We start from the raw sequence: 12227 nt of genomic DNA, 5'->3' as shown, positions 1-12227 counted from the left end.
TATTTTGGTGTTGATGCTGCTGCAATTGCGGCGGTTCTGACCTATTCTTGCGAAACATCTAGCAATAATCTTCTCTTAATGAAGGTGCCCATATTCACAATAGCCTGCTGGGCTTCAGGCAGCAGGGCAGCCAACAGCTGAAATCCGCACCACATGTTCTCCCAGATCTCAAGCACGGCTGTATTGCCTGCCGCCCTTGCCTGTTCAGCCAAACGTTCTGCATCACTCAGCAGCACCTCATGATCGCCAGCCTGTATGAACAGTGGCGGCAGGCCCCGGAAATCCAGGCGCAGCGGTGACAACAACGCCGGCCATTCACCGGCGTAATCTCCCATATATTCCTCAAGCATTCTCTGATTGGCTTCCCGGCTACCGGTAGGGTCAATTCCAGCACGGCTATCGTACGACTCCCCATCCAGGTGTATAAGATCGGCATGGGGAGATAACAGACATACTCCGGCAGGAAGCTCCTCTCCCTGGTCCCGCAGCGTAATCAACGTCATAAGTGCAAGCGTGGCCCCTACAGAATCCCCGCTGACTACTATATTTCCAGCAGAGACTCCCTGCGCCAGCAGCCAGCGGTAAGCTGCAAGACAATCCTCGTTAGCTGCGGGATAGCAGAATTCTGGTGCAAGCCGGTATTCTGCTGTAAGGACAGCTATTCCGCTGGCTGCGGAGATGCGGGCTGCGAAATCCCTGTAGATAGCGCAGCTTCCTGATACAAATCCTCCACCGTGAAAATACAGAATAACCTTGTTCTCTGGAGTAAGCGGCCATGTTGAATACTGCAGAAATCCTCCCTCAGCCCTGACCCACTCTCCGCAAAATGGCTCGGTCACTATCTGCTCAATCTTCACACCGTCAAGCACAGGTAATTGTCTGGCAGACTCCGCAGCAGCAGCCCGGATCTCCTGCGCCGACTTTCCTGAATAGTTATTATTGCTTTTCAAATGAGCTTCGATTGTCTGGAGCTGTGGAATAGGGGTAGTACTCGGATACAACATATTTATCAATCCTCCTGTTATCCTGGGATGCCCATACTATAAACCCTGTAGCACTGTACAGAGTCAAGCGGTATGCGCTTAAAGAATTACAGGTGACAGCAGATTAATCCTTCATGTTCAAAATATCCAGGGTTTCCTGTACGCCTGGATGCCTGTTATGAGCCACCAAACCGGATTTCAGTGCTTCAAGCTTACTCCGTGTCTCCTTGCATCTGGCAATCTCCAGATCGACAGAGGCCATCTTCCGCTCAATGACTTCGACGAAATCACTGATTCCAATGCTGCTGTCAGCAGATTTAACCAGTGCCTTCTTAATCTCATGAAGCGTAAACCCGCAGCTCTTGGCATTACGGATAAAATCAATCCGGAGGAGCGTCTCCTCCGGGTACAGACGATACCCGCCTGCCGAACGCTGCGGCAGCGGAATCAGCCCGTTTTTCTCATAAAACCGGAGGGTTTCAATATTAATCTGAGCCTCTTTAGCCAGTTCACCACGCAGATACAGGGTCATGCCTGCTGCTCCTTTCCCGATATTCACTCAGCCCGCTCTCCGCTATAGCTTCAGCTGCTCCTTAAGCGCTGCTGCCTCAGCGGCAGTGAGCTCAGGCAGTTCCTCCTCTGTATAGCGGGCCTTGTTGTACAGGCCAAGCAGCTGCTCATTGATTAGTCTATCGCTGCCATTGTGCTTCTTACGCTTCTGGTCTTGTGACCAGGCCGCCACATCGGCGGCAGTCTCCTGCGGTGTCAGGTAGGCTTTTACTTTGTACCCTTCCTCATGTCTGGCCCGCAGCCAATGCCGGTAGAGCCAGCGGATGCGTTCACGGCTTCCGGTCATCCCTTCCCAGCGGTCACGGCCGCTGGCGGGTGCAAGCTTGGAGCGCCAGTATTGACGGAAATCCTGAACGGTCTGCTCCCAGGTGAACAGGCTGGTCTCCTCGTCCTGATAAGCGGATGTCACGGGAGTCTCTCTGCGCAGCAAAGATATCAGCCTATCTATCGCTCTCCGCAGCAGTCCTCCTGTATTTCTGTAGAGCCAGCGCAGAATGAAATAGAATATGGCAAGCAGCACAGCGGCACCCAAGATATAGAAGCCGATGTTCAGAATCAAGGACAGCAGCCCCGGTTCGCCCGGTTCCGCTGCCGGAAGACTCGGCATGGCTTCCGGCGGCGCCTGCTCTGGAGGGGCTTCTTCTGAACCGGAGGATAAGCGGCTGAGCCAAGCGAAGAAACCTCTCACGGCATTCCAGAGCAGCGTGCCAACCGCTTTGCCTCCCCCTGCTGCAAGCAGAGCGGCAAGGATAATGAAGCCCACTACGAACAGCCGGTTATGCCGCCGCAGACCCTCGGGCAAACGGGCAGCATCTCCGTTTAGAGAGCTATAGCGCAGATGACTGCTGTTCGAATCCAGCAGCGCCAGCACCAGACATAAGCTGCCGCTCCAGGTTAAGATCATTACATTCGGCTGGAGGTCAGGAATACGCGAGAAGGCGATAGAAGCTACAAAATATAACGCGATCCCCCCGATATAAAACCGCAGCCGGTTCACCCGTGAGGCTGCCGTCATCCCAAGGAAGGCACTTAGCGCTGCCCCGGCTACCAGCGGGAGTCCTATAAGCGTCAGCGTTCCAGTTGCTCCCCCTGCCAGAACCCCCAGTACAAGTGCCGCCAGGAGCTGCTTCCCCAGACGACTGCACTTGTTCCTCAGCAGCACCCCGGCAGCGGCCAGCACCGGCAACAGGTAGATCCAGCGCAGCGCCCCAGCATCCGGCTGAAGATAAGTCTGAAGCACCAGCCATACCGGAAGCAGAAGCAGCCACTCGATGAAGACAGACATCCATAGGGTGCAGTTCTCTTTGAAGGAAACCGGGAACCTTGATTTCATAGCTCACCGCCCCCTTCTGCCGGAATGTCCAGCCATTCCACACCGTTCCCCAGGAAGCTTAAGCCGGAAGCTGCCAATTGCAGCTCCGCCCCCCGGTGGCAGGTAATGATCAGATAATCCGTATCTCCCTCACCCTTGTCTGCCTCAATCTCCATCAGCCTGCTCATCGGCACTGTCCGGTCCAGATTCAGTCTGGCGAGTAGGCCAAGGAATTCCTCTGGATGGGCAATAGGCCAGGTATCCACCGAATCTCTCGCCCCGCTTCCGTCCAGCCTTCCGTTACTGAGCAGCCGGGTCTCAATGCCATGGCCGATTGCATATTCGGCTACAGTCGCCGCGTAGCGGATGCCCAGCTCGATCCGCTCCGCATCGGTAACTGTCTTCCACATGGATTCACTGGTCTCCACGTTCAGGCAGATCACCAGCCGGGAATCGGCAGTGTAATCCCTTTGATGCACCTGCATAGTCCCTGTACGGGCCGTTGCCTTCCAATTAATAGCGGCCAGGGAATCTCCAGCACTGTATTCTCTGGTACCGGCGGTCAGGAACGGATCTTCAACAATCCAGCGCTTAACCGGCAGTTCTCCAAGCCAGCTATGCACCGGTAAAGGAAGGTCATTATAACGAAGCAGACCGGGATAGACCAGCAGCTCCAGCTGGAGCGGGAAGGTCTTGGCGGAACGGCTTAGTCCGAACAGGTCGCCGGTAGTCATCGTTGCCGTCTCCAGAACAAACCGGCCCCGCTCTTTGCAGGTTACAATATGTCTCCGCTTGATATGACGGAATGACCTGAGGAAGAACAGGCTGACATGATTCTGTGAAATCTCCCCGCTGCTGATGCCGAGATTGTCCTGATTGCCGAATTCAAGTCCTTTGGCAATGCTGGATTCCAGACGCAGCCAAGGCAGCGGCAACAGCTTTTTGTTCATAATTTCTTCAACCATCTCCACCTGTTCACCGGCGTACACCGCTTTGGCAGAAAAGTAACGGGTATAGCTGACTTTTTTCAGCGCATTCCGGTCATACACCAGAGAGATCAGGATTAATAAGACAAAAGTGCTTGCAATGAACCACGGCAGCGACATGGTTCACTCCACCCTTCCGCCCCGGGAGAGGACAGCGTGCTCAGCCGGCACCTCTATTTCGCGCAGTACCTGAAGTACTACTTCTGCGGACTGGCCTTCACGGACTCCGGGGCCGCGCTGAAGAATCAGCCGGTGGGCCAGCACGGGGACGGCCACTGCTTTGATATCATCCGGAATACAATAGCTTCTGCCCTGAATCAGCGCATAGCCCTGCGAGGCGCGCAGCAGGGCGAATGCGGCACGCGGGCTGGCTCCCAGGCGGACTGCCGGGGAAGTACGTGTGGCTTCAACTACCCGCATCATGTATGCGAGCAGCTCGTCACTGACGGCAATGCCCGCAGCCAGACGCTGAATGTCTTGAATCTCCTGCGCGGTTGCAACCGCGGCGGTGTCCTCCAGCGGATTATCCTGGCGGAACCGCTGGAGAATATGAATGCCTTCTTCGAATGTGGGATAGCCGCTGGTAATCCGCATTAAGAACCGGTCCAGCTGCGCTTCCGGCAACGGAAAAGTTCCCTGGCTGTCCACCGGATTCTGCGTGGCAATGACCAGGAACGGCCGCTGAAGCTCATGAGTCACCCCGTCGATGGTAATTTGCCGCTCCTCCATACATTCCAGCAGACTGGATTGGGTACGGGGAGTGGCCCGGTTAATCTCATCGGCAAGCAGAATGCTGGCGAATACCGGACCGGGGCGGAACTGGAATTCTCCAGTCTTCTGATTGTAATAATTGATGCCGCTTAGATCAGAAGGCAGCAGGTCGGGAGTGAACTGAATCCGCTTGAAGGCGCAGTCCAGTGAACGGGCCAGGGTTTTGGCGAGCAGCGTCTTACCGGTACCGGGCACATCCTCCAGCAGCACATGACCATTCGCAAGCAAGGCGGTCAGCAGCAGATTTACACCGTCCTCTTTTCCAACAATGACTTTGGCGAGATTGCTTCGGATTGATTCAATTAGAGCAGATGCTTCTTGAAGATTCATGAATAATAACACCATCCTGTTCCAAAAAAAGGTATGTACATATAAGCTAATCATACCAGAAAGCGCCTACATTATATAATAGAGGATATTGCAACCGGGCTTAAGCCTGATTATCCCGCTTCTTCCGGAGCCTTAACGCAATGAAATAGTACAGCGGAATAAACTCTACGATCAGCCATACCAGAGATGTATTGAAGGAATAATAGTCGTGATCATACCGGGCCAGATCTCTGGAGTAGAGATAGGCAATCACCATAGAGCAGACCGTCAGACCGGGAACCAGCAGCTTTTTTGCTCTCTCCCCGGTAAGATAGGCAGCGCATTTACCCGCTACATAGATTAGAAAGGAGCTGTGGATGAACATGGAAGCGGACCAGATGCCGATCAGCAGCGGGTCTGAATTGCCCAGAAGCCCGTCGCCCGAAGAGCTGCGGACCAGATGCAGGTAGGGGAACGTCAGCTCTTTGCCCAGATACGCTCCGAAATTAAGCAGGGTCATCACCCAGACCAGCAGAATCGTCAGCATGACACAGATGCCTCCGAGGGCCAGCTTTTTCATGGTGCTCTTGCTGATTCTGAGCTCCGGCGCAACAAACAGAAACACCACCCATTCCCCCAGCCAGGACATGACGGTTACTGAGTCCTTGAAGGCGATAAGCGGATTATGGTAATGGATAAACGCCGGAAGGACAGCGTAATTGGCATGCTGGAAGAACAGATAGATACTTAGAATCGTTGAAGCAACGAAAATAAGCGACATGCCGTCAGCCATATACACTATAGACGTTACTCCGAGATGAGCCGTGTACATAATGACCAGGCCAATAAGGATCTGGATGAACAGCGGCGGAGTTCCGCGCAGATAGTTGGACCCGAAGAACAGGACGAAGTTCTCTATATCATATGAGGCATAGTAGACACACCAGCATAACAGCAGGATGACCATCATCCGGTGCACCCACTTCCCCGTAATCTCTGCGCCGAAGTCCACCCAGCCCGTCCCGGGCTTCAGCTTCCCGATCTGAACGGTGAAGAACAGCGGAATCAGCGCCAGGGCACATCCTGCAACAATCCCGATCCACCCCTGATAGCCGGAGGTGTCAATGAGTCCGGGAACAAGAAACATGGTACTCTGTGAGCCCAGATATACGATAGAGAACCTGGTGATTTGCCATTTCGATGTCTGCATACTGTTCTTCTTCCCCTTATTTTTCTGAACCGAAGTCCTCGATAACGAATTTCGCTGTCACTTTAATTCTGGCTTTCGAGGTATAGTAGTCTTCCCAACGCTCACGCAGTTTTTTCCATTCCGCCGGATAATTCCATTCCACCAGCATACCCAAATGCAGCACATCCACACCCTCCTGCCGTATATGCTCTAGTGCAGCCGAGACTTCCCCGGCCACCTTCTGTTCGAGCTTGCTCACCAGCAGGGCACTGAGCTTGTCCGCATCACGGTGCTCGGAATCCTTGAAGTAGGTGATGCTCGCATTCCCTTTTATTTTCACTTGAAACAGCGGACCATCGGGAGTCATGCTCACTGAGGAAGCGGCTGAGTTCCTGACGAAAATCGCACTTGCAGCTCCCTTGCCGTCATCATCCCAGACTATCGGATACATCGGGAAGGTGATATGTCCGGCGATTGTCCCCGCAGCCCAAGCCAAGTCTCTGCCTTCATTGACATTCATAAGGCCTCTCATCTTCATATCCTGAAACAGCATCACACCGCCGACCCCAACCCAGTATTCATCCTTCTTCTCAGTGCTGTCGGTCTTTTGGCCAAAGGATAAATAATTCATGGCATATCCCATATGCGAAGCTTCCGAGAGCATACAATCTCTGATCGTAGTGCTGAACAGAAGGTTTTCCTTGGAGATGCTGCTGAGGACCTGGTCTGGTAACTGTTCGAAGATCGGAGACAATTTGGGAATCTCGCTGGCTCGGCCGGGAGCAGCCATGATATAGGTTCCTAAAGGGATCTCCGGCTGTCTTTTGAACCATTCAAGCATCTCCCCAATGCCTTGACTTGCATACTCTTTGCCCACCACAACAATCTTGATATGGGAGATTTCCAGCCTCCGGGATAAATCCTTCTGAATCAGGATCACTGCTTCCGGGATGGTAGCTGCTGTCTTGGAGATCATCGAATATGCCTTCCCGTCAGAAGCACCGCTTCCCCCTTGGCTACCTGACATCAGCCGGTTCGGCAGCGGCGAGCTGATCGATACTTCAACGGTACCCGGCTCCTTCCCTTTGTCAAAGTACATCCCATAGATAAAGGTCAATTCGTCGAGCTCTGTTTTGGACCAGCAGCCCGTCAGATTCAAGAGCATCAGCAGTACCATGCCCAGCTTAATGGCTCTCATGGCTTCTGTCTCCTTCTATTCTTCCTGTCGGTAAACGAGCTGCTCCGCTTGTTCATATACTGGGTGGGGACCCGAAACACCGTATCCTTCCAGTCTTCAAAAACAAGCGGGGCCAGCGGCTGCAGATAGGGTGAGCCGAAGGACCGGAGATGGGCCAAATGGCTGTAGATGACAAATACAGCCATAAAGACACCAATCAGTCCCATCGTTCCGCCGAGAACGAGAAGCACAAAGCGCAGCAGCCTGAAGGTCAGGCCAAGCTCCAGATGCGGAATGATATATGAAGCAATCCCGGTAATGGACACTACGATGACCATAGGTGCCGAGACTATGCCCGCCTGGACCGCAGCCTGGCCGATCACGATACCGCCAATAATGGAGACGGTCTGACCCACAGGCTTCGGAATACGGGTCCCGGCTTCACGCAGGGCTTCGAACGTTAGCTCCATAATCAGCGCCTCCGTCAGGGCAGGGAAGGGAATATTCTCACGGGCCGCAGCTATCGTTATCAACAGATCAGAGGGAATAATCTGTGAGTGAAAGGTTGTAATGGCGACGTATAAGGCCGGCAGTATCATCGAGATCAGCGAGAAAAAGAGGCGGACCAGCCGGATCCAGCTGCCGGCATAAAAGCTCTGGTAATAATCCTCGGAGGATTGCAGCAGGGAAAAAAAAGTTACCGGCGCCAGCAGCGCAGACGGAGTGCCATCCTGCATTATGCCGATTCTGCCTTCCATGAGCGAGGCGGCGACAGAGTCAGGACGTTCCGTATATTGATAGACCGGAAACGGGGAGAGTTGTCCCCCGGACATATGCTCCGCCAGATAACTGATGCCCAGAATTCCGTCTACATCGAGACTGGCCAGCTTCTGCTGCATTTCCGCCAGAATTTCCGGCTTGCAGAGTCCTTCGAGATAAACCAGATATACATCCGTCTTCGTGTATTTGCCGATAGAGAAATGCCTGGTCTTCAGATCGGCATGCTTGATCTTGTGGCGCAGCAGCGACAGATTCGTCTGAATATCCTCAATAAAAGCTTCCTGCGGACCAATGACCACCAGCTCGTTCTGGGATTCGGACACCGCTCTTTTCTGATAGTGGGCAATCTCAAAATAATACACATACGGCAAGCCCTCAATGCTGAGTATGGGATTTCCGCCGACGATCAGATCCACAACCCTGTCGGGATGATAGGCCTTGATATAAGGAATGGCGAACGCTGATCCGTGATCCAGACGCTCCATGAATTCCGGCCAATTCGGTTTCGCATTGGCTTCAGCCTTCAGGGGAGTGGCGACAAATTCCTGCAGGCTGAGTGTATCCACAATGGAAGGAATATAGATCAGCATACAGGAATGCCCATAGACATTAATGGACTGGTAGACCGCATCGCTGCAGTCTGTTAGCTGCTCTTTGATTAGCTCCAGCATATCTTGATCAGACAACCCGAATACCTCCTTCCGTTCATGGGAATCCGCCTTAGTGTTCCAGTTTGTTCCTGGATTTATGCCTTGACACGGCAAAAAGAAGCCGGATCACCGGCTCCTGTATTCATAGCATTCTGCTGTTAAGATGCGCTAATAAAGCGCTCTAAAAGCCCATTACCGGATGAGGCACATAAGGCTCCTCCAGACGCCGGATCTCCTCCTGACTGAGCGTGACAGATACCGCATCCGCAGCATCCTCCAGATGACTCATTCTGGTTGCCCCGACAATCGGCGCAGTGACCGGCTTCTTGTGCAGAACCCAAGCCAGCGCAACCTGTGCACGGGGGATTCCCCGCTGCTCTGCAATCTCCTGTACGCGCAGCGCGACAAGCCGGTCGGCTTCCTCAGTTTGCGAATACAGCAATTTGGCGAACTGATCGCTCTCCGAGCGGGCGCTGGTCTCCTGCCAGTCCCGGGTCAGCCGGCCGCGGGCCAGGGGGCTCCACGGAATAACGCCAATCCCCTCCGCTTCACACAGCGGCAGCATCTCCCGTTCCTCTTCCCGGTACAGCAGGTTCACGTAGTTCTGCATGGATACGAACCGGGTCCAGCCATGGCGCTCTGCGGTTTGCAGCGCCTTCAGGAATTGCCATGCCGGCATGGAAGAAGCGCCGATATACCGGGCTTTGCCTGCCTTCACCACATCATGCAAGGCTTCCATCGTCTCCTCAACCGGGGTGGCCGGGTCCCAGCGGTGAATCTGATACAAGTCCACATAATCCGTCCCCAGCCGCTTCAGGCTATGGTCAATTTCGCTCATAATGGCTTTGCGGGACAGTCCGCCGCCATTGGGACCGGGACGCATACGGCCATGCACCTTGGTCGCCAGCACCACCTCATCGCGGGAGGCGAAGTCTTTGAGCGCCCGCCCGACAATCTCTTCACTGGTACCATCGGAGTAAATATTAGCGGTGTCAAAGAAATTAATGCCGAGTTCCAGCGCTTTGCGGATAAACGGCCGGCTCTCTTGTTCATTCAGCGACCAGGGATGGGTCCCGCGCTCCGGCACCCCGTAGCTCATACACCCCAGGCAAATCCGTGATACATCCAGTCCGGTACTTCCCAGCTTCACATATTCCATAATCGACAGCATCCTCCCCGTACTTGAAGTAGATTCTATGAAATCCGATTATAGTATACCTCTGTTACCGCTGAATGGAAAATCCGCCCTGTTCATCTCTCTATCCGACCACTGCTAGTTCTGAATAAAGGGCTTCAGCTCCTGCAGCAAAGCCTGCAGCTGATCGGAACAGCCCGCATACATCTGCTTGGCCGCCTTATTCTTAGTAGACAAGCTGAACAGCTCCAGATCAGCCTCGCATTTCTTCAGCAGCGCATAGAGCTGGGGTTTGTCCTGAGGCTGCTGCACCTTCATATTATCCGCATACAGATCGACGCTAAGCTCACCATAAGAATCCACCTGACCCAGGAATACATCCTCCACGTTCAGATTCAGCTTTTCCAGCTCCCCTTGCAGCCATCCCCGGGACAGATTCATGTTATCAAGCGGTTCATCCATAACCTTACCGTCCATAATCACCGCAAGTGTCTCTTTCTCTGGAGCAACCTTTATCCCCATATCCTTAGGTGTAAGCGGCTGATTCTCCCGGGTTAACAGTACGTTAATCGCCCCGTCTGACTCCATGATCGCAAATTCAACATCGGCTACTCTGAAGACATCCTTTTTCCGCAGCTCTTCCAGCAGCTCATCTGTACTCAGACGCTCTTTCTTCATATTATTCTCCAGAATCTTGCCGTCTTTGATCAGCACCGTCGATTTGAAGTCAATGAAATCCCGGGCTTTCTTGCTCTTGATCTGCAGGAATTCGATCCCCAGCGAGAAGGCCACCCAGACGACTAAGGCGATCAGGCCGAGGTGCCAGGTCTTATCCGTGTCCAGCGAGATATACGCCGCCAAGCTCCCTACTGTAATTCCGGTAATGTATTCAAAAAAAGACAACTGCGAAACCTGCCGTTTCCCCAGCAATTTGGTGAGAAAAAACAAAACGACCACAGCAAATATGGTCCGCAGGACAACCTCCAGCGCTTCCGGCATTTGTGTAACCCCCTGTATTGAGTTTGTGTTATTCATGCGCTACCTCGTCAGCTTCAGTATTTGTCAAAACAGGGGGGATTAACCAAAAAATTTCCTGCGTGTCCTTTCAAATCCTTCAACACCTCTTCAACAACTCTTCAACGCCTTCTAATGGTGTGGGAATAGTTTCCAGAATAAGAGGGGAGGAATGCAGACACGATAGTCTATGGATTCTGATCCGTTTCTAGATAAGGAGGGATATACCGATGACTGTTGCTTCCCAAGTAAAAACCTGCGTGGCTTCTTTGAAAAGCGCCCAGGCCAGCCTTGAGCAATTCGCCATGGAGACACAGAACGAGGAAGCCAAAACCCTGTTCACCAATGCTGCAGAGCAGACTCAGCAGATTGTTCAGCAGGTCGAAGGACGCGTAACTGAGCTGGAGAAAGAAGAACCGCAATATCGGGGCTTCTAGCCACAAGCGGTGGAACCAAATACAGGCTGATCTCTGCGCAGCGGAATGTTGCTGCCGGGATCAGCCTTTTTGCAAGCTGCACCAACCAGTAAGTGGAAAAACGTATCTTAATATTTTAATTTCTGAGCAGTGTCCGATAGCAAGTGGAAAAAATACAACTGTTGGAGTGAGTTTTGCTACTATAAGGTGAAATGCGATAATTTAAGTGCTGTTTATACAACTACTGTGGCGGAGTCTTGATTTGGGCCATCAGCAAGTGTTTAAAATCCAACTATTTCTGCCCCACATGGTAACAAGCAGCAACTGGGCAACAAGTTACAACGAGAAGATTAAGCTCAGACTCCTCCGTATGCAGCCATCCCCGGTTGTGCGGACTAGCCCCGCTTCCAATCACTACTCTTAACGCTTCCTTCATTTGGATCACTCCTGTGTTAACCATTTAATCCCTTGTTTTCATTCTAATCTTCATCCGAGCGGTCAGGAATACAGCGATGTCAGACAAATATGGATTAATGTTACTTTTACAGTCGGATATATCGAACAACATGCACATACCCGAGAGACAATAACATCCCTCGCCAACCAGTAGGTGGAAAAACGTATCTTAATATCGCGATTTCAGAGCATTACCTGACAGCAAGTGGAATAAGTACAACTGTTGGGGGAGTTTTGCTACTATAAGGTGAAATGTGATCATTTAAGTGCTGTTTATACAACTACTGTGGCAGAGTCGTGATATGGGCCATCAGCAAGTGTTGAAAATCCAACTAATTCCCCACAAAGCAACCAGCAGCGACCAGCAGCAAGCGGGCAACACGTTACAACGAGCAGAACGAGAACAGGGCAGCCTCACGGCTGCCCTCCTGCTAACTCTAGCTTCACTTTTGTATACCTGATCTCTATCCTCTTTATAC

General features: G+C 52.6%; 11 protein-coding genes. 1 reads left to right on the top strand and 10 read right to left on the bottom strand.

Going from position 1 to position 12227, the window contains the following annotated elements:
* Window positions 1–41: 41 nt before the first annotated feature.
* The 10 genes from KDC22_RS15665 to KDC22_RS15620 form a co-directional block, all read right to left on the bottom strand.
* The gene (locus tag KDC22_RS15665) at window positions 42–1004 is read right to left on the bottom strand and encodes an alpha/beta hydrolase (protein ID WP_211723726.1); all 963 of its coding nucleotides are present in this window, start codon (window positions 1002–1004) and stop codon (window positions 42–44) included.
* 103 nt (window positions 1005–1107) lie between these two features.
* The gene (locus KDC22_RS15660) at window positions 1108–1542 is read right to left on the bottom strand and encodes a MerR family transcriptional regulator (RefSeq protein WP_211723725.1); all 435 of its coding nucleotides are present in this window, start codon (window positions 1540–1542) and stop codon (window positions 1108–1110) included.
* 15 nt (window positions 1543–1557) lie between these two features.
* Window positions 1558–2886, bottom strand: a complete 1329-nt coding sequence (locus KDC22_RS15655) for a hypothetical protein (protein ID WP_211723724.1) — start codon at window positions 2884–2886, stop codon at window positions 1558–1560.
* Window positions 2883–3971 (bottom strand): DUF58 domain-containing protein, encoded by a 1089-nt coding sequence (locus KDC22_RS15650; protein ID WP_211723723.1) that lies wholly within the window; start codon window positions 3969–3971, stop codon window positions 2883–2885. Before KDC22_RS15650 ends, KDC22_RS15655 begins: the two co-directional genes overlap by 4 nt.
* A 3-nt stretch (window positions 3972–3974) precedes the next feature.
* Complete coding sequence (locus KDC22_RS15645; protein ID WP_211723722.1) at window positions 3975–4952, bottom strand: AAA family ATPase; 978 nt, start codon at window positions 4950–4952, stop codon at window positions 3975–3977.
* Between the two features lie 100 nt (window positions 4953–5052).
* The gene (locus tag KDC22_RS15640; RefSeq protein ID WP_211723721.1) at window positions 5053–6141 is read right to left on the bottom strand and encodes a GerAB/ArcD/ProY family transporter; all 1089 of its coding nucleotides are present in this window, start codon (window positions 6139–6141) and stop codon (window positions 5053–5055) included.
* Window positions 6142–6157: 16 nt separating this feature from the next.
* Complete coding sequence (locus tag KDC22_RS15635; RefSeq protein WP_211723720.1) at window positions 6158–7318, bottom strand: Ger(x)C family spore germination protein; 1161 nt, start codon at window positions 7316–7318, stop codon at window positions 6158–6160.
* Entirely contained in the window at window positions 7315–8748 is a 1434-nt protein-coding gene (locus KDC22_RS15630; RefSeq protein WP_211724057.1) for a spore germination protein, read from the bottom strand. The genes KDC22_RS15635 and KDC22_RS15630 overlap by 4 nt, the downstream gene beginning before the upstream one ends.
* Before the next feature lie 160 nt (window positions 8749–8908).
* Window positions 8909–9886: an aldo/keto reductase gene (locus tag KDC22_RS15625; RefSeq protein ID WP_173127674.1), complete on the bottom strand. Its 978-nt coding sequence runs from the start codon at window positions 9884–9886 to the stop codon at window positions 8909–8911.
* Between the two features lie 114 nt (window positions 9887–10000).
* Window positions 10001–10861: a DUF421 domain-containing protein gene (locus tag KDC22_RS15620; RefSeq protein ID WP_211723719.1), complete on the bottom strand. Its 861-nt coding sequence runs from the start codon at window positions 10859–10861 to the stop codon at window positions 10001–10003.
* Between the two features lie 245 nt (window positions 10862–11106).
* Between KDC22_RS15620 and KDC22_RS15615 the strand changes: the two genes are divergently transcribed.
* Window positions 11107–11313 (top strand): DUF1657 domain-containing protein, encoded by a 207-nt coding sequence (locus tag KDC22_RS15615; protein WP_036728736.1) that lies wholly within the window; start codon window positions 11107–11109, stop codon window positions 11311–11313.
* Window positions 11314–12227: the final 914 nt, after the last annotated feature.

Origin of the sequence: Paenibacillus tritici, assembly GCF_018207515.1 — a bacterium.
Lineage (GTDB): Bacteria > Bacillota > Bacilli > Paenibacillales > Paenibacillaceae > Paenibacillus_AQ > Paenibacillus_AQ tritici.
Note: the sequence above shows the minus strand (reverse complement) of the source record. Positions and strands in the feature narration are given on the sequence as shown.